The sequence below is a fragment of the Parvularcula marina genome, assembly GCF_003399445.1.
GTDB lineage: Bacteria > Pseudomonadota > Alphaproteobacteria > Caulobacterales > Parvularculaceae > Parvularcula > Parvularcula marina.
Genome location: NZ_QUQO01000001.1, coordinates 654,062 through 675,701, shown reverse-complemented (window position 1 = coordinate 675,701; position 21,640 = coordinate 654,062). Strand labels below are relative to the sequence as shown.

The 21,640-nt window shown below is 59.4% G+C and carries 16 protein-coding genes; 9 read left to right on the top strand and 7 right to left on the bottom strand.

Annotation, left to right across the window (positions count from 1 at the left end; translation table 11 throughout):
• The 5 genes from murB (at position 1) to DX908_RS03010 (ending at position 4,342) form a co-directional block, all read left to right on the top strand.
• Positions 1–891, top strand: coding sequence for a UDP-N-acetylmuramate dehydrogenase (gene murB, locus DX908_RS03030; protein ID WP_116390974.1), 891 nt, complete (start codon positions 1–3; stop codon positions 889–891).
• Positions 888–1,823, top strand: a complete 936-nt coding sequence (locus DX908_RS03025; protein WP_116390973.1) for a D-alanine--D-alanine ligase — start codon at positions 888–890, stop codon at positions 1,821–1,823. Before murB ends, DX908_RS03025 begins: the two co-directional genes overlap by 4 nt.
• 68 nt (positions 1,824–1,891) lie before the next feature.
• Entirely contained in the window at positions 1,892–2,686 is a 795-nt protein-coding gene (locus DX908_RS03020) for a cell division protein FtsQ/DivIB (protein ID WP_158548450.1), read from the top strand.
• Positions 2,656–3,666 carry a hypothetical protein gene (locus tag DX908_RS03015; protein WP_116390971.1) on the top strand — a complete coding sequence of 337 codons (1,011 nt, stop codon included), beginning with the start codon at positions 2,656–2,658 and terminating at the stop codon, positions 3,664–3,666. The genes DX908_RS03020 and DX908_RS03015 overlap by 31 nt, the downstream gene beginning before the upstream one ends.
• A gap of 43 nt (positions 3,667–3,709) precedes the next feature.
• Entirely contained in the window at positions 3,710–4,342 is a 633-nt protein-coding gene (locus tag DX908_RS03010; protein ID WP_116392964.1) for a nitroreductase family protein, read from the top strand.
• Here DX908_RS03010 and pgsA read toward each other — a convergent pair.
• From pgsA to accB, 3 genes are read right to left on the bottom strand one after another with little or no spacing between them, the layout of a single operon-like run.
• Positions 4,314–4,853, bottom strand: coding sequence for a CDP-diacylglycerol--glycerol-3-phosphate 3-phosphatidyltransferase (pgsA, locus tag DX908_RS03005; RefSeq protein WP_116390970.1), 540 nt, complete (start codon positions 4,851–4,853; stop codon positions 4,314–4,316). The genes DX908_RS03010 and pgsA overlap by 29 nt on opposite strands.
• Positions 4,846–6,192, bottom strand: coding sequence for an acetyl-CoA carboxylase biotin carboxylase subunit (gene accC / locus DX908_RS03000; RefSeq protein ID WP_116390969.1), 1,347 nt, complete (start codon positions 6,190–6,192; stop codon positions 4,846–4,848). Before accC ends, pgsA begins: the two co-directional genes overlap by 8 nt.
• Complete coding sequence (gene accB, locus DX908_RS02995) at positions 6,192–6,662, bottom strand: acetyl-CoA carboxylase biotin carboxyl carrier protein (protein WP_116390968.1); 471 nt, start codon at positions 6,660–6,662, stop codon at positions 6,192–6,194. Before accB ends, accC begins: the two co-directional genes overlap by 1 nt.
• 137 nt (positions 6,663–6,799) lie before the next feature.
• Here accB and thiS point away from each other — a divergent pair, with 137 nt between their 5' ends.
• Entirely contained in the window at positions 6,800–7,024 is a 225-nt protein-coding gene (gene thiS / locus DX908_RS02990; RefSeq protein ID WP_199564565.1) for a sulfur carrier protein ThiS, read from the top strand.
• On the top strand, positions 7,024–7,806 hold the full coding sequence (locus DX908_RS02985; protein ID WP_116390967.1) for a thiazole synthase: 783 nt from the start codon (positions 7,024–7,026) through the stop codon (positions 7,804–7,806). Before thiS ends, DX908_RS02985 begins: the two co-directional genes overlap by 1 nt.
• Positions 7,807–7,902: 96 nt before the next feature.
• Here DX908_RS02985 and DX908_RS02980 read toward each other — a convergent pair whose 3' ends face one another.
• Together DX908_RS02980 and DX908_RS02975 are read right to left on the bottom strand one after the other, a co-directional pair.
• Positions 7,903–9,864: an alpha/beta hydrolase family protein gene (locus DX908_RS02980; RefSeq protein WP_116390966.1), complete on the bottom strand. Its 1,962-nt coding sequence runs from the start codon at positions 9,862–9,864 to the stop codon at positions 7,903–7,905.
• 101 nt (positions 9,865–9,965) lie between these two features.
• Positions 9,966–13,415, bottom strand: coding sequence for a TonB-dependent receptor domain-containing protein (locus DX908_RS02975; RefSeq protein WP_116390965.1), 3,450 nt, complete (start codon positions 13,413–13,415; stop codon positions 9,966–9,968).
• A 281-nt stretch (positions 13,416–13,696) separates the two neighbouring features.
• Between DX908_RS02975 and DX908_RS02970 the strand changes: the two genes are divergently transcribed.
• Positions 13,697–14,692, top strand: coding sequence for a class I SAM-dependent methyltransferase (locus DX908_RS02970; RefSeq protein ID WP_116390964.1), 996 nt, complete (start codon positions 13,697–13,699; stop codon positions 14,690–14,692).
• Here DX908_RS02970 and DX908_RS02965 read toward each other — a convergent pair.
• Positions 14,689–16,521, bottom strand: a complete 1,833-nt coding sequence (locus tag DX908_RS02965; RefSeq protein ID WP_116390963.1) for a putative 2OG-Fe(II) oxygenase — start codon at positions 16,519–16,521, stop codon at positions 14,689–14,691. The genes DX908_RS02970 and DX908_RS02965 overlap by 4 nt on opposite strands.
• A 29-nt stretch (positions 16,522–16,550) precedes the next feature.
• On the opposite strand from DX908_RS02965, the gene DX908_RS02960 reads away from it, so the two are divergent.
• Complete coding sequence (locus tag DX908_RS02960; RefSeq protein ID WP_158548449.1) at positions 16,551–18,542, top strand: tetratricopeptide repeat-containing sulfotransferase family protein; 1,992 nt, start codon at positions 16,551–16,553, stop codon at positions 18,540–18,542.
• A gap of 121 nt (positions 18,543–18,663) precedes the next feature.
• On the opposite strand, the gene DX908_RS02955 is transcribed toward DX908_RS02960, so the two are convergent.
• Positions 18,664–21,591 carry a TonB-dependent receptor domain-containing protein gene (locus DX908_RS02955; RefSeq protein ID WP_158548448.1) on the bottom strand — a complete coding sequence of 976 codons (2,928 nt, stop codon included), beginning with the start codon at positions 21,589–21,591 and terminating at the stop codon, positions 18,664–18,666.
• Between the last annotated feature and the right edge of the window lie 49 nt (positions 21,592–21,640).

Below are 21,640 nucleotides of genomic sequence, written 5' to 3'. Positions count from 1 at the left end.
ATGGCGCTTCGCGGCAGGCTCATGGAGGGCGAGGCGCTCGCGCCCTATACGTGGCTGCGTGTCGGTGGCCCGGCGGATCGGCTGTTCATCCCGGCCGATGAGGCGGACCTTGCTGAGTTCCTTGCGGACCTGCCTGAGGATGAGCCCCTGACCATTGTCGGGGTTGGATCTAACCTTCTCATCCGCGATGGCGGGATCAGGGGGACGGTCATCCGACTTGGACCTGCTTTCGGGAAAATCTCCGTAGACGGTGTGACCGTGACGGCAGGGGCGGCGGCGCTCGATGCCAATGTTGCCAAACAGGCGGCGCGCGCAGGCATAGGCGGCCTTGAATTCTATCGCGGCATTCCAGGCACGATCGGTGGGGCCCTGCGCATGAATGCAGGCGCCTATGGCACCGAAACGAAGGATGTTCTGATCGAAGCCCATGCCCTTGACCGGCAGGGCCGCGCGCATGTCTTCCCCGTCGAAGAGCTTGGCTACACCTACCGGCATTGCGGGCTTACCGGTGACTATATCTTCACGCGCGCGGTTTATCGCGGGGTGGAAGATGATGCAGACTCGGTCACCGCCCGGATGAACGAAATCATGGAAAAACGCGAAGCGACCCAGCCCGTGCGCGAGAAAACCGGCGGCTCGACCTTCAAGAATCCGGACCCGGAGCAAAGCGGCGGGCGCTCCTCCTGGCAATTGATTGACGCTGTCGGCGGACGCGGGCGGATCGTCGGAGATGCACAGATGTCAGAGCTGCACTGCAATTTCATGATCAACCGGGGAGAGGCGAGCGCCGCCGATCTTGAAAATCTCGGCGAGGGCCTGCGGGCCGATGTCGCGCGGGAATTCGGTGTTGATCTTCAATGGGAAATCAAACGGCTGGGAGATCCGGCATGACGGAATACCGCAATATCGCATTGCTCAAGGGCGGCTGGTGCTCGGAACGCGAGGTCAGCCTCGTCAGCGGCGCGGCCGCGGCCAAGGCCCTGCGCGAGGAGGGCTTCAATGTCGAGGAAATCGACATGAGCCGGGATGTGGCGCGCGATCTCTATCAGAGTTTTGGCGGCAATGGTCCCGATGCGGTCTTTAATGCCCTCCACGGACCGTTCGGTGAGGATGGCCGCATTCAGGCACTGCTCGAAATCCTCGACATTCCGTACACCCATTCAGGCGTTCTTTCCTCCGCCCTCTGCATGGACAAGCCGCGCACCAAGGCGGTTCTGTCCGCGCGCGGCATCCGGGTGCCGGGCGGCAGCGTGATCAAAACCTCGACGCTGAAAGGCGATCACCCGCTGTCGCTGCCTTATGTGCTCAAGCCCGTCGGAGACGGCTCGTCTTTTGGTGTTTTCATCATCACCAGCCCCAATCAGGGTCCGCCCGTCGAAGCCGATATCGATGAGGAACTCTTTGGCGGTATCGCCATGGTCGAGCCCTTCATTCCGGGCCGCGAGATCACGGTCGCGGTGATGGGCGACCGGGCGCTCGGCGTCACCGAGATCATCCCCAAGAACAGCTTCTATGATTATGAATCGAAATATGCGGCGGGGGGCTCCACCCACGTTCTGCCCGCCGATATCCCCGAGGAAGTGGCAAAAGCCGCGATGGAAATCTCCGTCGCGGCGATCGAGGCGCTGGGCTGCAAAGGCCTTGCCCGCGCTGACTTTCGCTGGGACGACAGGGCCGGCGTTAACGGCCTGTTCATCCTGGAGGTGAATACCCAACCAGGCCTGACCCCGACTTCTCTCGCGCCGGAACAGGCGGCCGCGGCAGGCATCGATTTCGGGGCGCTGACCCGGTGGATGATAGAGGACGCGACATGCCCCCGGTAAAGGGTAGATCTAAAGCCAGAGGCAAAACGGCCAACAAAAAAGGCCGGGGCCGGAAGAAACAGCTGACCATGTTCGAGCGCCTAAAGACGGGCCTTGCGGAACTTGGCGCGGGCGTTCTGTCGGTTGTCGCTGTCGGGCTTGCGGCCATTGCCGTTCTCGCCGTCGTCATGCTGATGGCGGGGGGCTATTTCTCGAATATTGGCACAAGGATCGATACGCTGACCGGCCGGGCCGCAAAGGCCATGGGCTTCTCGGTCACCCGCGTCTCGCTTTACGGCAGTGACCAGCTCTCTAACCGTGAGATCATGCTGGCGCTCGAGGACGACGAAGCGGGCAGTGTCCTTGGTCGTTCGCTCCTGCATGTTGATGCGGAAGACGCCCGCCAGAAGATCGAACAGCTCGGCTGGGTCCAGTCCGCCGCCGTTGAGCGGTTATGGCCGAATACGGTGCATATTTCCGTTCGTGAACGCCGCCCCGCCGCGCTCTGGCAGGATGGCGCAGGGCGCTATCACCTGATTGATCTGAGTGGTACGCTGATCGCCGAAGTCCCTCCCGTTGAGCATACCGACCTGATGGTCGTTGCCGGATCATCCTCGCCCGAAACCGCCATTCCGCTTCTGACCGCACTTTATGAGCGCCCTGCACTGATGAGCCGCGTCGCTGTGGTGATGAGTGTCGGTGACCGCCGTTTCGATCTTCGTTTCCGTAATGATTTTACCGCCCGCCTGCCCGAAGGGCCGGCAGGCCCGGCTCTCGACCGTCTGGAAGGTCTCGGCGCGGGCACAGGCAAACTGTCTGAAACACTGGATTATATTGATCTGAGGGATCCCGAATGGGCGTATCTCAAGCCCAAATCGAGCTGACGGCAGAGCCGCATCTCATTGATCTGAGCCGTGCCGGCCATGAGCTGGAGGCGGCGCTTGACGCCAAGCTGCGTCATCTGCCGCAAGGCAGCGAAATCATCCTCCTGATCCCGGCGAGCCTGATCCGGACACGGCGTTTTGCCCTGTCGATGGAGCTGTCGCGGCCTGTCGCTTATGCCGATCTTGATGAGCTCAATGAGGCGGCTGCCGATCTGCCCGGTGAGGAAGAGGGGCTTGCGGTTCTCTACCGTCAGCCTGCGGCCTTCATATATGATCATGCGATTTCGCATCTGCCACCAATCGGGGAGTCGGCTGCCAAGCTGACGACGGAATTCCTCGATCTCTCTATGCCGTTACGGCAGGCATCAGAGCTTGAAGAGATCGTGACACGGCACGGCCATGAGCTGCGCGACATCATCACCCCGCATGAGGCGCTCGCCTATCGACGGACGACGGAGGATGAGAGCGAAGAGTCGCTGCTCATTCATCTGAACCGGGAAGATATGCTGGCGGTTGCCGCGACCGAGACAGGATTTTCCGGCGCCGGGTCCATGGCCGCCGGGGTCCGGCATCTGGAAACCGATCTCGTGCTGGCGGGTCTCGTCAGTGAAGAGGAGGCAGGTCCGCTGATGCGCGCCGCCCTCAGCCGTCCTCATACGGCGGAAAAGGCAGTCTTACGCGTTCTTGATGCGCGGCTCGAGGAAATGGCGGGCTTTGCCCATCATGTGCGCAGCGCGGCTCAGGGAAAAGCGAGCTGGCCCGTCGAGCTGACGGGGCTCGGGCACAAAGCCAAACGCGCCGCCGAGATTTTCACCCGCGTGCTTGACCATGAGGTGACGCTGATTGCCGATGAGCATTTGCGCCCGCTGGGGCAAGGCGCACAGGAAGCGTGGCAGGCACCGCGCCGCATCAGCCTGCCGGGCGGCTTCCTGCCGGGCAGCGGCAATGCGCTTCTGCGCTGGGTCCGGCGCCATGTGTGAAGAGCGCTTTGCGGGACGGCACATTACTGACTAAGTGACCCGGATGACCGAGTCCCAATTTGTACCCCCTGAGTTCGGGCAGGATCTGCCTGCCGCCCATCCCAGCGACGACACACTTGCACTTCTCTGGAACCGTCGTTCGACCGCCGCGAAACTCCTGACCGGCCCCGGCCCCTCGCAAGAGGAAATGGATCGCTTGCTGACGATTGCCGCACGGGCACCGGATCACCGCCGGGTCGTACCTTACCGTTTTATCCTGTTCGAAGGAGAGGCCAGAGACGCCCTCGGCGATATCTTTGCCGCCGCCGCAGAAGCATCCTCTGATAGCGACACGCCGGCGCCGGATCTTGCGCGCAGCCTTGCCTTCCGGGCGCCGTCGATTGTCTTTGTGATCTCGTCGGTCAACCGCGAGCACAAGACGCCCGAATGGGAGCAGATCCTGACCGCAGGCGCGGTCTGCCAGAACTTCCTGATTGCCGCCTCGGCTATGGGCTATGCCGCGCAGTGGATATCCGAATGGGTCGCCTATGACGAGAATGTCCGTCAACGGCTCGATATGGGACCGCATGAGCGGGTTGCGGGCATTCTTTATGTCGGGACAGCGACCGAGCCGCCAAAAGAGCGCGCGCGCCCCGATGTGGCGGCGATCACGACACGCTGGCCCACCAGCGGATGACGTAACCGGCACCTGTCCAGACGGTCAGGACCGCTGCCATCCACAAAAAGCCGAGCGCCAGCGGGGTCGGGCCGAAACACAGCGAGATCAGCGCGATGAACTGGAAGGTTGTCTTCCATTTAGCAAGCTGACTGACCGCCATAGAACCGCTGCCAGCGGCTGTTTCGCGAAGCCCTGAGATCAGCACTTCGCGTAAGAGGATGGCAAAAACCGCATAAAGATGAATGCCGCTGAGCGTGCCGTTCGCTGCAAAGGCGATGAGCGCGGAGGCGGTCACTAGCTTGTCGGCGATGGGGTCGAGCGCGGCGCCGAGTTTCGTCACCTCATTGCGTGCGCGCGCCAGATACCCATCGAGATAATCCGTCAGCCCCAGCACTGCGATGAGGGCTGCACCTGCCAGCGCAGGCAAAGCGAGCAGGAGCGGGCCGAGCGCGATGGCCAGCAGGATGCGGAAGATCGTGACCCTTGTGGCAAGCGTCAGCCGGGGCGTGGACGGTGCCTTCTCAGGCATCGTCCTCTGCGAGCCAGTTTTCGAGCCAATGGATATTGTACTCGCCGCGCTGGAATTCCGGATTGTCGAGCAGCTCCTCAAACAGCGGGATTGTGCTCTTCACCCCGGTCAGGACCGTTTCGGAAAGGGCCCGGCGCAGGCGTGCGAGGCAAAGCTCACGGCTGTCGCCATAGACGATCAGCTTGCCGATCATCGAATCATAATGCGGCGGGATCATATAGCCGTCATAGACCGCTGAATCGAACCGCACGCCGGGGCCGCCGGGCGCGTGGAAATCTGTGATCCGGCCGGGCGAGGGCGCGAAGGTTCGCGGATCCTCAGCATTGATCCGGCATTCAATGGCATGGCCGTTGAATTTGACGTCTTCCTGGCGGAGGGTCAGCTTGTTGCCGGCGGCAATGCTGATCTGCTCACGCACGAGGTCAAGATCGGTCACCTGCTCCGTGATCGGATGTTCGACCTGAAGCCGGGTGTTCATCTCGATGAAGTAGAATTTGCCGTTCTCATAGAGATACTCGACCGTGCCGACACCGAGATAGCCAAGCTTTTCAATTGCGCTGCGGGTGATCTCGCCGATCTCTGCGCGTTGCTCATCGGTCAGAACCGGCGAAAGCGCCTCTTCGAGCACTTTCTGGTGACGGCGCTGGAGCGAGCAGTCACGCTCGCCCAGATGGATGACATTGCCGTGGCTGTCAGCGGCGATCTGGATTTCGATGTGGCGCGGCAGTTCGAGATATTTCTCAAGATAGACCGAGTCATCACCGAAAGCGGCTTTGGCTTCGGACTGCGCATTGAGGATTGCCGATTCGATATCGTCCTCGGTACGCGCCAGCTTCATGCCGCGTCCACCGCCGCCCGAAGCTGCCTTGACGAGAACCGGATAGCCGATCTCTTTTGCGATCTTGCGGCCTTCATCGACCGTACGGACTGCGCCATCGGAGCCAGGGACCAGCGGGATGCCCGCCTTACCGATCGTTTCCTTGGCCGTGATCTTGTCGCCCATCACGCGGATATGCTCCGCTGACGGACCGATAAAGGTCAGATCATGCGCGGCGACGATTTCCGCAAAACGCGCATTTTCAGAGAGGAAGCCATAGCCCGGATGGATGGCGTCCGCGCCTGTGATCTCCGCCGCGGCGATGATCGAGGCAATGTTCAGATAACTGTCTTTTGCGGCGGGCGGGCCGATGCAGACACTTTCATCGGCGAGCCGAACATGCATGGCATTCGCGTCCGCCGTCGAATGGACGGCAACCGTCTGGATCCCGAGCTCCTTGCAGGCCCGATGGACGCGAAGGGCGATTTCGCCCCGATTGGCGATGAGGACTTTTCCGAACACTATTCGATGATCAGCAGCACTTCGCCGAATTCAACCGGCTCGGCATCTTTGGCGAGGATTTGGGTGATCTTGCCCGCTTTCGTGGCCTTGATCTCGTTCATGGTCTTCATCGCTTCGACGATGAGGACGGTCTGGCCTTCAGAGACCTGGTCGCCGACGCTGACGAAGGGCGGCGAGGTCGGGGCCGGGGCAAGATAGGCCGTGCCAACCATGGGGGACGTGACGGCGCCCGGATGACCCGAAAGGTCCGCTGCGCCGCCGGCACTTTCCTGACCCTGTGCCAGAGCAGGTTGGGGGGCCGCGACCATGGGCGCTGCCGCCTGCATCGCGACCGTCGTGCCGGTTTTGGCAATCCTCAGGCGTACACCGCCCCTGTCGAGTTCGATTTCCGTGAGCCCGGTTTCTTCGAGCACCTCGGCCATGGCCCTGATGGCCTCGAGATCGTCATCGAGTGAATTGGTGTCTGGCATCTACTTCCGCCTTGTATTCTTGGTCTTTTCGGGAGCGTTCCCGGTACTGGCGCCCGGCTCTAGCCCGTTGCGACATAACGGGCAATGGGGGGAGAGAGAGGCTTGTTAGATGCCCCGCCGACCCATAAATCCGTCCCATGTCCGATCCGCTTAACAGTGCTCTGATCACGCTCAAGGTCAATGGGCAAGCCCATGAAACGGCTGCCCGAACAGTGCTTGGGCTTCTGGAATCGCTTGATATCCCGCTGGGTAAGGTGGCGGTTGAGCGAAACCGCGAGATCGTGCCGAAATCGACCTTTCCGGAGGCGCCACTGGCCGATGGAGACGAGATCGAAATCGTGAATTTTGTGGGAGGCGGCTGATGGACGGTGAACTGCCCGAACCGCTTGTGATTGCGGGCCGCAGCTTTACCTCGCGGCTGATCGTCGGCACCGGCAAATATGACAGCTATGCGCAGAACGCCGCCGCCGCCGAGGCCGCTGGCGCCGAGATCGTCACCGTGGCCGTGCGCCGGGTGAACCTGACGGATAAGAGCCAGCCGATGCTGGTCGATTATCTCTCGCCGGAACGCTTCACGTTCCTGCCTAACACAGCCGGGTGCTATACCGGTGAGGATGCCGTCCGCACCTTGCGCCTTGCGCGCGAGGCGGGGGGGTGGAACCTCGTCAAGCTCGAGGTCCTCTCAGACCCCAAGACGCTTTATCCCGACATGATCGAAACCCTTCGTGCGCTCGATATGCTGATCGCGGACGGGTTCGAGGTGATGGTCTATTGCTCTGACGATCCGGTCATGGCCCGGCGGGCCGAGGAGGCAGGGGCTGCGGCGATCATGCCGCTTGGCGCGCCGATCGGTTCAGGGCTTGGGATCCAGAACCCGGTCAATATCCGCCTGATCATCGAGCAGGCAAAAGTCCCCGTGCTGATCGATGCAGGGGTGGGCACGGCATCAGATGCGGCGATTGCCATGGAACTCGGCTGTGACGCGGTGCTACTCAATACCGCCATCGCAGAGGCTGGCGATCCGATCCGCATGGCGCGGGCGATGAAACATGCGGTGATTGCCGGGCGGGAAGCCTATCTTGCCGGCCGGATGCAAAAGCGCCGCTATGCTGATCCTTCAAGCCCGCTGGCGGGCCTGATCTGACCTAAGCTGACAGGTTTTGGTTCTGATAATCCGCAAACGCTGAAACGAAAAACGCCGCCCCGAAGGGCGGCGTTTTGATTTGGATCCGGCAGATGATTAATTTGCCGGGTTCTGCTCTGTCGGAATTCCGCAATCATTCGCGAGGAAGTCCAGCATAGCACTGTAAGCCTTCAGCTCATTGTCGTACCCGATAGTGCCAAAGAAGTGGTCAGCTTTGGGGAGTTCGACATATTTATATGTTGAGCCGGCCTGATCGAGTGCTTTCATGTAGTCACGAACGCCGCGCAACGGTGTACGCTGATCAGATGTACCGTGGATCAGGAGGAGCGGAATGTTGACGCCGCTCGGGTTCTCGATCGGGTTATAGCTGTCATCCCAGAAGCGCAGCTGCTCAACGCGGCTCGAGCCCCGCAGGCGGTCACGATAGTAATTCACCTGCTGACGGGTGTCAGGGACGGACGCACCAGCAATCGCACACTGGTAAATCTGGTCCGCTGGACGGGATGCGGCAGTCACAGCGGCATAGCCGCCATAGGACCAGCCGAACATGGCAAGGCGATTCGGATCGGAAAGGCCCTGGCTGGCGAGATAAAGGGCGCCATCATCCTTGTCGTCCTGCATTTTGCCGCCACCTTCGCCACGCGGCAGGAAGGCCGCTGTGTAATGTGACAGGCCATATCCTCTGGACCCACGATATTGTGGCTGGATGACGAGATAGCCCTGGTTTGCGAGCATCTGGCTCCATTTGTCATAGTCAATGACTTCCTGAACAAACGGACCGCCATGCGGTAGGACAATCGTAGGATAGGGGGCTTTGCCCACGCTCGGGATTGTCACCCAGGCCGGGACCGTCAAGTCGCCGTGACGTGACGGGTATTTGACATATTCCAGCTCAGACAGATTGTTGCTTTTCACAAAGGGGTTGCCAGAACTGATATACTGGAGCTGGCCATTTTTAACGAGGTAATAGCTGCCCGTATCTTTCGGCCCGATATTATAGGCCAGAAGCGTATTACCATCTGAGGAACGGCTGATGATTCTCAGATAATAGGCGTTCGGAATTACCGCTTCGAGCTGGTCGAGCAACGCGCCTTCACTCGCTGCGGACTCTGTGTCGAAGAATTCAAAGTCACGTCTCCCGTCGGCCGTCAGATAAGACGCAGCGACAAGCTCATCCGGGTTGGCCGCACGGTTAGAGTGGACCCGAATGCCGATAACGTCGCCATCAGTACGGGAATAGACGCGGTCCATGAACTGTTTCTGTTCGGTATCGAACTTCCACAGGCTGACTTTGTCCGCGCCATTATGGGCAAGAACATAGACATAACGAGGATCGTCATAAAATCCGACGACGTCGAATTGCTCGAAGCTTTCCTCAGAGAGTTCGTGAATGACAGTCCAGCTGCGTTCGCCAGGCTTGCGATAAAGCGTCTGGAAGATAGCCGGGCCGCCACCAAGCGTGACGCTGTTTGCGGTCCGCGGATTACCAAGATCATCGAAGCTGATGCTGAAGACGTCTTCGTTACCTTTGAGGATCAGGCGTTCGGTGCCACGGTCGATGTCAGCGAGATAATAGTCCGTCACCCGGCGGTCGGGCACGGAAAGAATGACCTTGTTGGCTTCGGTCGGCAGGCTGGAGGCGATACGGCCTTCATTGTCGCCGATCCGGTCGAACTTGCCTTCTTCAACATCAAGCGTCGCGGCTGTGTAACGGAATGTACCCTGATTAAATCCGCGGATACGTTCGCGAACCTGGCCACTGAACGTCACAACGATTGTGTCATTCGAAATCCAGGTAAAGTTCTCAATCTTGAGAGAGGCCGCATTATATCTACGCGGACCTTCTGCAAGGCTGTTCGTGTTATAGATCTGGATCACCGGATCGACGCCGAGACCGGGCGTGACCAGCATGGCGAGCTTGGAGCCGTCAGGTGAAAGACGGACATTCGAAACAGCAGTTTGTGCTGCCCAATATTCAAGTGGATAGACTTCGTTCGCATGCGTCGTGCCGGCAAGCATGCTCAAGAAGGTGAATACAGCAATAGCAAGGCGTCGCATTCAGGCGTCCTCTCAGATGATTTGCAAGTGACTTAACAAGAAAAAACCCGCGAGCAAATGCTCGCGGGTTCTTATTTTTAGTGGCTTCTCGCCTTCAGGACTTAGTTGAAGTCCTTGGAGACCGTGAGGAAGAACTCACGACCATCGAGAGCGTAGCCGTTCCCGATCGGGGTGTTCGAGATAGCGAACACTTCGTTCGAGTCGACGAGCGGCGGAGCCTTGTCGAAGACGTTGGAGACACCGGCACGAACCGTCCAAGTATCACCGCGGTAACGGATCGAAGCAGCGTGCTCGTACCAAGCGTCAGCGAAGCCAACGTCACGGCAGAGTTCGTCGCCGAAGTCCGGACCCGCACAAGTGTCACCGAAGAAGCCGGTGCCTTGGCTGTCGAGACCATCAGAGAACTCGTCGATGCCATCCACATCCTGAGAGACGTCGCCGATATAGCGGGTCTGCCAAGTGAAACGGTAGTCACTGACGTCGAGGGTGAAGGTCCCCGTTGCAGTCCATTCCGGGAAGCCGAATTCGCCGTCGAACTCGGATTTCGCAACGGTGAGGTCGTCACCAACGAAGATGGTCTCACGCTCTTTCAGCTGGTTCGCACGAAGGTTGAAGCCGAAGTCCATCGGCTGGTCCCAAGCAGTGAACTCTTTGCTGAAGCGCAGGTTGTAGTCGAGGCCGGTAACCGTTTCCTTGTCCTGGTTGATGAAACCAGCATCGAGGGTTGCGATCAGGCCACGCTGCATCGAGCTGAGCGGGTCGTAGGTGATCCGGTCACAGAACGGGCTCCGGGTACCGTCTTGACGCGTGAAGCAGTCGTTGACGATGAACTGGTTGCCCGGCTCGATGATCGAGTCTTCGATTTCGATGTCGTAGTAGCTGACACCGACGTTGAGGTCGAAGCTTTCGAACCACGGTTGCTCGAAGGAGAAACCAGCCGTGTAGGAGTTGGACGTCTCTTCAGAGATGTCGGTCACACCACCATTGCTGATTTCGACGCTCGGCGTACGGATGACGTTGGGGTCACCCGGAAGCGTACCAACGCGGGTCGGGTCACGACCTTCGCGGATACAGTTGTCGAGGATCGACTGGTCACGGTCATCAAGACCCGCATCGTACATGCCGGTGATGCCGTTATAGGCAGCGTCAGGCACGGCGCAGGGGTCGGTCACGCCATTGAAGCCCGTGGAGCCGAGCAGGAAGTTTTCCCGCAGGTTCGGCGCACGGAAGGACGTACCGATAGAGCCCTTGACGAGCAGGGAGTCGAACGGACGCCAGCCACCTTTAACCGAGTAAGTCCAAGCAGAGCCGTAGAACTCGTCTTCCGTCCAGCGGGCAGAACCCGTCAGGTCGAGAGACTGGACCAGCGGTTTGTTGGCCAGAACCGGAACAGCAACCTCGAAGAACGCTTCCCGCGTCCACTTCTCACCAACCGCACCGAGGTCAGAGAAGAAGCCGAAGAAGAGGCCTTGAGCCGCAATGTTGTCCGGCTGCGAGTCGATCTCGTCGATCCGGTATTCGACACCGGCCACAACCCCGACATCACCAGCAGGCAGTTCGAAAACGTTACCGGTGATGAAGGCGTTGAACAGGGTCTGCTCGACGACCGTGTCAAAGTCACGGCTGTCGAAGATGTAGTCGCGCTCAGCCTGAGTCGCGAAATCACCTTGGATCTGGCCATAGAGCGACGGTGCATAGAGGTTCACCGGCACACAGCCTGCAGTGATTTCAGCCGTCAGAGCCGACGGGTTTGCTGCGCCGGTCGGGTCGCAGGCGCCGCCAGGCAGTTCGACGAGCGTCGAGATGTTGTTGGTCGCCACGTCATCGGTGCCGCCATTGCCGTTGAAGTCAACCGTCGGGTCCCAGCCAAGAGCGAAGGCGAGACGGTCGTCACGGATACCCATACGCGAGGACTTACCATCCGAGCGCGAGTAAACGAGGCTGGTTTCGAAGCCCCAGTCATTCAGCGAACCGAAGTTCAGGAAGGGCAGGTCGCCACGGACACCGCCAACGAGGCGAAGCTGTTCGATCGAGACTTCAACATTGTCCCGGTCGCCGTTCACACCAACGATCGGCTCAGTGACGATCGCACCAACCGGACCGTTCAGCAGGCCGAAGTTGGCCGGAAGACAGGCTGCAGCCGGCAGGCCGAAGCAGTTCGCGCTACCCGGACCACCATTATAGTAAGCCTGGAAGGCTGCAATGTAGTTCGGGTTGGTCAGGAGTGAGTCTTCGCCGAGGCCACAATCCGTGCCGCCAACAGCGGTTGCTGCCGGGTTACAGATGTTGAACGGGCTGTTCGCCGGCACATACGGGAAGAGCTGCGGAGCGCCCGAGTCGGACTCAACTTCGCGGCGGACCCACAGAGCTTCGAAGAACGGCGTGAGGTTCATCTCGCCTTCGAGCGTATACTCGCCATAAGCCATGACAGAGTACTGTTTCTGCTCCGGATAAAGGCTGGTCTCGAGGTCGTTACCGTTCAGAGCGAAGTCTGGGAAGTAAACGTCCGCGATGCCGTCGCCGTCGCCGTCAACCGGCACGGAGTAGAGGCTCGATTCGTTGAAGTTGCCGACATTCAGGTTCGAGAAGCCGTCAATGAAGTAGGCAGAGCCGAAGGCCGGCGAGCCAGCTTCAAACGTCCGGCCAGCAAGGCCAGAAGCTTTACACGGACCAGTTTTCGAAGTGACAAGACCACCCGTACGATCTTCGTAATCGAGGGCAGTTGCAACGTCGATCGTCCGGATCTGGCCGGATTCCGTGATCTCGTAGTGCGTGTCGCAACCAGCGAGGAAGTCACGGTCGGCGAAGGTGACTTCGTCGGTGTACTCATATTCAGCACCGATACCGAAGAAACCGCGGTCAGTGTTCTTACCCCAAGCAGCGCTGAGGGTGTAGTCGTGACCGGCGCCTTCGACGTTGTAGTCGCCAGAAGCGAAGAGCTCGAGGCCTTCGAAGTCACGTTTCAGGATGACGTTACCGACACCGGCAACAGCGTCCGAACCATAGACCGACGATGCGCCGTCAAGGAGCAGGTCGTAGCGTTCGATCAGTGAGCCAGGAAGAAGGTTGATGGACGGTTGGCCAGGAGCACCTTCCACACCAGCCGGTGCCATGCGGCGGCCGTTGATGAGGATCAGGGTCCGTGACGCACCAAGACCACGAAGGTTGATGGTTTCAGAGCCCGGGCCGTTGTCGAGAACGAAGCCCTGGAAGGTCGAGTCGATCTGCTGACCAGCAGCAGCTTCAGATTGCTGCAGAATAGCAGCCGGATCGATCAGGCCAACGTCGAGCGAGTCATCAGTGGTGATGACCTGCAGCGGCGAGATCGAGGTGAACGTGTCGCTCCGCAGACGCGAACCAGTAACGACAACCTTGTCGTCGCCAGAATCGTCTTCGTCAGCTTCGTCGATCGTGTCGACATCGTCAGAGGATGTATCCTGCGCATATGCAGGCGTCATTGCGATCGCGAGCGCGGAAGCGCCACCGATCAGAAGCGCGCGGAAACCGGGCGCAAAGCGACGAAGATCGTCGTTTTCATAGGTATTGGTCATTTTAACCCCATTTCTTCCCATGGCTTTCCGCATTGGCGAACGCATGACGCCGCGAGACGAGCGGGCACTGTGCATTGCCCGGCCGTCCCATACGGGATTGCCCATGGCCCCTACGTAATTTCATCTTCACAAAACTGTCAATTCGGTCACGTTAGTTAGGCCCCCGGAAATCATGCTGCGGACCGCGTTGTTGGTTACCTCGACATTTTTGCAACAGGTGGCTGGACGCTCATTGGCAGATAGCTTCAAGAGGTGGCGTTGAGGCAGCAGAACCGGCGTTCATGGAACTGATCCGTGACGACTCTTCCTCATCCGGAATTTTAAGGAGTGCACCGATGCAACGGGACTGGATCAGCTTCTGGGCGAGCCATGATGAAGGCGCATCGCTTGCCGAGGCTGACATCACAGCACCCATCCTTAAGGAGAAATGGCGCAGGTATTTCAAAGCTATAGCAATTGATGAAACAGGATGCCGCTTGCTCGATATCGCTTGCGGAAAAGGTGAAGTTGCCTCGATTGCACGGGCGGTGTTGGGGCTAGCCCCGACGATTACATGTGTCGATTATGCCCCTTCAGCCATCGAGGCCATTCCGGCCGATGCAAAGGTCGATCATGCCCTGGTCGCAGACGCCGCTGATTTGCCGTTTCAAGATGCTGAATTCAACCTTATTGTCTCCTTGTATGGTATTGAATATGCAGGCGAAAATGCATTCGCTGAGGCGGCGCGAGTCACCGCGCCGGGAGGTCGCGTCAGGCTCGTTACCCATCTAAGAGAAGGCGCCATCTGGCGTGACTGTGAGGCCAATCGCCGCACAGCTTCGGGCATCCTCGAAAGCGGTGTCTTTGGAGCATCGGATGAGACCTTTCGGGTCATGGCACGAATCCGCCGCGGCGAGGTTCAGCCGGACAGCCTTTCCGTCCCCTTGGTCGAGGTGAAGAAGACCGTTCCAGCGCTTCAGGCGGCAATCGCTGTTGCGCCGGCTGGCTCATCGGCGCGTGCCTTAGGTGAGCGCTTATACACTGATTTTTCTCGTATTTTTGGGCGCATCACCGCCTATGAGCCGCAGGACATTCTTAACTGGAGTGCGGCGATGAAAGGCGAGATCGAAGCTTACCGCTCCCGCATGACGGCAATGCTTGATGCTGCGTTGGATGAGGCGGCGGTCGTCAATCTGTCTGCAAAGATGACGGAAGCTGGCCTCGATATGGCGCCGGCAGAGCAGGTTATCTCAGACGGTGATGCCATCGCCTGGGTTCTCGAAGGCTCTCGAAACTAACGCCGAGGCGCGATATCGAATGCAACGGTGATGCGCGGTTCTTCTGAATGGAATGGCTCCGTGCCGTGCCAGAGATAGGACGGGAAGAGGGTGAGATAGCCCTCGCGTGGCGGCACCAGACGGCCGGGCAGTTTCTCATTCAGCGCCTTCATGGGCGGCCGACCGATATTCAGTGCGCCTTCGCCTGAGTTACTGTTCCGGGCTGAGGCGGGCAGGGAGACATAGTAGGCTGAGCTGAGCCATCCCTCAGGGTGGACATGGCTCGCATGATGCCCGCCATCGCGCAGGCAGACAGTCCAGATGCCGGAAAATTCGAATTTCTCCGGGATTGCGCCAAGGAAAGGGTGGCCGTCCTGACGCGGCAGGCCATCGGCAAAGCGACGGACATTGGTCAAGAGCATGTCGGCGAGTTGCCTGATCAGCGGGTCGTCTTCGAGGAGTGGGAAGAGCTCGGTCTGCGTGCCGCCACGCAAGCTCTGGTCGATCGGCTCGCGCTCGGCACCGTGAAGCTCCAGCAGACGCGCTTTCAGGGCGGTATTGAAATCCTCAAGACTGTCAAAGCCGTCAGGGCAATCAATCGCCTGCTGGTTGGTCAGGATATCGGGATTGATGAACTCCTCCGCTGCCGGATCATCGAGAGCACACATGGCGGTCAGCCGGTAGGCAAGTGCCAGCTGATCGAGCGGCGCGGCCTGGACCAGATCTTCGGCGAGGGGCAGCGCCTTCTCCGGCAGGTTCGCCGAAAGATAGGCCGAGCAGCGATTAAGGTGAGTGGAGTGGTCAATGCCCGGCGCGGTGCCTGCACGATCCGTATCCGCCACGCCTTGGCTGATATTATCGAGCATGATGTGGATTTGTGCGCGGGCGTCCCAGAGATAAGCATGATCGACGCCCGCATTGATGGCAGCATCAAGCTGGGGAAGGGCCGTCTGCGGATCTTTTCCGGCACGCGCGGCGCCCGCATAAACGGACAGAATGCCGATATCATACGGCGCATTCGCAAGGACTTCCCGGAAGCTGCGCAGGTGATCGTCATCACCTTTCATGAAACGGATCTGGGAGAGGTCACGGTGCAGATTCGGATTGCGCGGTTCTATCTCTATGGCGTGTTCGAGAAAGCCGAGCGCGGCCTCCGTGTCGCCATCGCTATAGGCGGCGCGGGCCTGTTCCTGAAGGATCGATGGCGCGTTGGGGCGCAAGGCCGCGGCCTTTTTGAGGGCTTCCCGCGCGGCTCTCGTTTTGCCTTGCTGCGTTCTGGCGCGGGCAAGATAGAAAAATGCCGTGGGTGAATTTGGCGCTTTCTCTGCCGCATCGGTGAGGATTTCCTCCGCCTGCGCATATTTGTGTGAGTCTATATAGACCCGGCCCCGGAGCACCCTTGCTCTTGAATCGGCCGGAGCGATGGAAATCAGCCGCTCGCAATCGGATTCGGCAGCTTCGAATTCCCCGAACCTGAGGCGGATTTCTGCCGAAAGAAAAAGCAGGTCAGGCACGGGTGCACCTGGATGCTCTCCAACAAGCCGCACCGCGTCGCGTGACCGCCCGGACTGATCGAGCAGTTTTGCAAGGGCAATGCGGGCTGGAATGATGTCGGGCGCGAGCTTGAGCGCCTGCCGGAAGGCGGCCTCTGCGGCGGCCCCGTCCCCGAGCATGGCTTTCGCCGCACCGCGTAAATAATGCGCTGGGCCGACATCGGCGCGGCTCGCGATAATCTGGTCCGTCAGCTGGAGCGCGAGCGCAGGGTTGGCCCCTTTAAGGGCGGCTGCCGCCTGATTGAGCAGGCCCGAAATCGTCGCGTTATCCATCGCTTCCAATTCTTCATCGCGCATTGAAGGGAGCGATGCTAGGGCGTCTCGCCATGACTGCCAAATTGGATGAGATGGCCGAACGCGCAGCGAATGCCTTGCGTGCCGGCAGGCTGGCTGAAGCCGAAGAGACCCTGCGGGCACTGCTCGCTGAAGATCCGCGCCACATTGACGGGCTACAGCTAATGGGCCTGCTCGCGCAGGAGCGCGGCAACCCTCAGGAGGCGGAGAAATACCTGAAATCCGCTATCGCGCTGGATACGAATTTCTGGCCCGCACGGATCAATCTGGCCGGGCTATACCTGAAAGCAGGGGCGGCAGCGCCAGCGTTGGAAGAGGCGCGGATTGCAGCAAGGCTTGCGCCGGATCAGCCTCTCGCGCTCAGGCATCTTGCCGATGCTGCGGAACGCACAAAGCAGTTCGGTGAAGGATTTCAGGCTCTTGAGCGCCTTTCGGCGATGGGTGCGGCAGATGTCACGATCGAGATGCGCGCGGCCCTTCACGGTATCATGGCCAATGAGTTCGATGGTGCGCGGCTGGCGCTCGACCGCGCGCGAGGAAAAGGCGCACCTCTTCAAAGCCTTCATCCGATAGCAGCAGAGCTGGCGATTGCGGCAGGCAAATGGGATGATCTGCAAAAGGTGGCAACGGCGTGGCACCAAGCCGAGCCGCAAAACACCAAGGCGCGTCGCTACGCATCCCGGGCCGAGCTGGAGCTAGGCAACATTGAAGAGGCAGCCGATCTCTTCCGCCCCCTGATCGAAGAGCAGGCGAGCCCGGATGCGGACGATAAACTGATGTATGGGCGGATTTGCCTCAATGCCCAGCGGTTTGACGAGGCCGGAAAATATCTCACCGAAGCGGCCCGCCAATTACCTAAGAGCGCCGATGCGCTGACCTCGCTCGCGCGGCTCAAAACGTTCGAAGGCGAACTGGATGAAGCTCAAAGGCTTTGCGAGGCGGCGATTTCAGCTGATCCCGAAAGCGTCAGATCTTATCTGCAATTGGTGATCGTCACCCGCGGCCAGATCGATCCGCCGTATAAGGAGAAAATGGCGACGTTGCTAAGGGCTGGTGTCGCCGATCAGGGGCTTGAGGCAGGGCTTGCTTTCGCGCTCGGCGATGTGGCGTTCCGTGAACGCAAAGCTGAAGACGCCCTTGATTTTTACCGTCAGGGCAATGAACGGCGAGCTGCCGAGGGCGCCGCACGCGGTTATCCTTATGATTCAAAGGTGATGGAAAAGGACGTCACCTTGCTTGAAGAAGCTGGCGCCTTGCTTGAGGGCGTCGACCTTGGCGAGGCGGACGGCCCAGTCCCGATATTCATCACCGGCATGCCGCGCTCTGGCACGACGCTCATCGAGCGGATCATTGCCTCGCATGGCCAGGTGAGCCCGCTTGGTGAACGGGTCGTCGGGCCAAAACTGCTTGAGAAATATCTCTACAAAATCCGCGAGTCTGGGGCTGAAGCATCTGTCGGCTGGCTCAAGGAAAATGCTGATGATCTGCGCCGGGAATATCTCACCGGAACAGGTGATATCGGCACGGAATATTTCACGGACAAGATGCCGGGAAATGCGCTCGCGATCCCGCTATTTGCGGCGCTGTTTCCCAAAGCGCGATTCCTGCTAACGACGCGCGTGCCGTTCGATGTGGCGGTCAGTGTCTTTCGCCACCAGTTTCCATTCCCCTATAGCTGGTCACACCGGTTTGAAGATATTGCACATTATTACCCTGTTTATATGGGCGCGAGTGCCCGCTTTGTCCGGGCACGTCCGGATACGGCGGCAATCTTTGATTATGACGGGCTGGCGGCGGATCCTGCCGGGCAGATCCCAGAGCTGATCGCGAAAGCAGGGCTCGACTGGGATGAGGCCTGCGCAGATGCATCTTCAAGCGGCAATCGCATCGCGACGTTCTCTAGCGTGCAGGTGAGGGGCGAGATCTCGCCTAAATCCTCAGATGGCGGATCGCTGTTCCGCTCTCTGATGGAAGGCTATGCCAGCGAGCTTGATGTCGCAGTTGCCGCAGCGCTTCAGGGCTAGACCTGATTTCAGGATAAATCTGGAAGTTCAGTCGACCTGCCTCAGCGTCGGTGCACATGTCTGGCACAAAGAAAAAGGCGGGCCCGAAGGCCCGCCTTTCCCGTATTCTATGTCGTAATCCTTACCAGGACAGAACGACACGACCGAAGTAGGTCCGGCCAAGCGTGTCGTAAGACGCCGGGTAGGTGTTCGACTGTTCTGCCGAAGCATCACCGATGATGACGAAGTCTTCGTCAGTCAGGTTTTCGATACCGAACTGCCAGTAGACATTGTCGTTCATCGTGTAGAACAGGGTCAGGTCGTACTGGTCGTAGGCATCAACACCTTCGACGAACAGGTTCGGCGTACCGCCGTCCTGGAACAGGTCGTCCTGAACTTCACCAAGACGCTGCCAGCGAAGGCGAGCGCCGTACGGGCCCATCGACCAGTCGAAGCGCGTGTTGTACTTCCACTCCGGAGTCGGCTCGCCACACGTGGCACCGTAGTAGCCTACGCAGTCAACCGGAGATTCGGTCGGCAGCGATTGCAGCGAGTTTTCTTCCTGATACGTGATGAGTGAGTAGATACCGAAGGTACCCCACTCAGCCGTGTCGTAGGAGTAGTCGATCGACATATCGACGCCCTTCGCGACCAGAGCAGCAACGTTCTGGAGCGAGGAGTTGAAGATAGAGACCTGACCACCCGGGCCACGCGTGATGTTGTTACAGAAGGACGAGATGCCCGAAACGTAACAAAGGTCGAAGACCGTCTGAGACGGAACCGTGGTGATAACGTTCTCGATCTCGATGTCGTAGTAATCGAGCGTGATCGCGAGGTTATCAACGAAGTTCGGCTCCCAGACCACACCGTAGGTGTAGGTGTCAGCAACTTCTTCTTCCAGAGCAGGGTTACCACCGAAGAGGCCCTGGATCTGTGCGTTGACCTGAAGGTTGGCACCAACCTGAGCGGACGGAACACCGTCAGCAATACAGTTGGCCATGACAGTCGCCTGCGTGGAAGCATCGTAACCGTCATACGCACCGTTCGCACCGCCCGAGCAAGGGTCGGAAACGCCCGGGAAGCCATTGACCTGCGGCTGGAACAGTTCACCGATGTTCGGTGCACGCACAGCGCGCTGATACTGACCACGGAAGCGGAGACCCGAAGTCGGGGTCCAGCTCAGGCCGGCAGCGTAGGAGTTGACGTCACCAACAGTCGAGTAGTCCGACCGACGGAAGGCGCCAGTGAAGACGAGCTCGTCAATCAGGTCGACATCTTCGATCAGCGGAACGTTTGCTTCAACGAAGACATCGTTGACAGTGAACGAACCAGAAGTTGCCGGAGCCTGGTTGAAGCCGACGATCGTCGGGCCAAGGCCCGTACCAGCGGTCGACAGCGACTCTTCACGATATTCGACACCGAATGCGACCGAAGTCGGGTTCGTTGCCCAAGGCGAGGAGAGTTGCGGAAGCTCACCGGAAATGTCAGCCGAGATCTCAGTTTTCTCGGTAACACCGTCGATAGCACCCGTCACACCGAAGCCGGCAGCAACAGCCGGATCAACACCATTCGGTTCGAAGATGTTGGCGGAGTTGTTGGCAACAGCAGCTTGGTAAAGCAGGATGTCGACGTTACCGGTCTGCGTGATCGAGGTTTCAGCCTGACCGAACGAACCAAAGAGGTTCCAGTCCCAGCTGTCCCAAAGCGTACCGCGAAGGCCGCCTTGAAGCTGGAAGCTGTCGTTGCGGATGTCCGAAACACGGCCACCGAGCTCAAGCGTCCGGCGATAGGTGAAGAGCTGAGCGTCCGGCGTACCGTTGCCGTCACTGTCCGTGCTCGACGAGAAACCCGAAGCGATGTTCTGGTCCTGCAGCTGTTGCAGCAGGTCGAGAACGTCGGTTTCGCCCGCGATGAACGGGTTGTCGAAGTTGACAGTAACCGTCAGCGAACCAACAGGAGTCGGTGCAAGCAGCTGCTCGGTTTGGCTCGACACGAAGATCGCCTGAGCGAATGCTTCGACTGTCGGGGTGATGTCGTACGTTGCAGAAGCATAAACGTTGTAACGCTCTTGCGGGATCTGCAGGTAGTTTGCCGGCGCGTAGTTATAACGCGTGTTGTTCGGACCACCATTGATGAACGGCAGCGCGCCCGACCCATCCGGGTCGAACAGGAAGCCGAAGCTGTCCGAAGTACAGTACGTCATCGAGCTGTCGAGCGTCGTGCCTTCTTGCGTACAAGGCGGCGTGATGCCCAGAGCTTGGGTGAAGTTGAACTCGTCGCCACCGAAGAAGCTCGGGTCCAGAACGAGGGTCGACGGAATGTTGACCGAGCCGGATTCGGAGAAGCCGGTTCCTACGTCGTTCAGGGTCACGCCGGCTTCCGCGCGGTCGCCCTGGAAGACAGACTGACGATCGGTGTAACCAACGTTCAGAACAGCGTTACCACGACCATTGTCGAAGTTGCCGCCCACGGTGAGAGAGGTGTTGAAGATCTCGCCGTCATTCTCTTCGGTCATCTCGTAAGAGGTGTCGAGTTGAATGCCTTCGAAGTCGTCCTTCAGGATGAAGTTCACAACACCGGCCATAGCTTCTGAACCGTAGGTCGCCGAGGCGCCACCGGTCAGGATGTCGACGCGCTCAACGAGAGCGGTCGGGATGGTGTTGAGGTCGACGACACCAGCGTTCTGGTTCGAAGACACATAACGACGGCCGTTGACGAGAACGAGCGTCCGGACTGCACCAAGGCCACGCAGGTTGACGGTGGCTTCACCGATACCTGGGTTGTTCGACGAAGAGTCGAAGCCCGGAACGGTTTGCGGCAGCGCGTTGAGGAACTGCTCGGAGTTCACCGTGTTGGAGAGCGACAGGTCGACGGCGCCAACAGTGGTGATCGGGCTGGAGCCCGTCAGCGATGGGTTCGCAATCCGCGAACCGGTGACGATAACTTTATCGTCACTGGCAGCATCGTCATCATCCTGTGCAAATGCCGGCGCAGCCGACATTGCGAGGACAGACGCACCGCCGATAAGCGCTGCGCGGAACGCAGACTTTTTATCAAAGGTATTGGTCATCTTAACCCCATTCTGGTTCATCGCCCCGGATAGGACGACTGGTCACGTA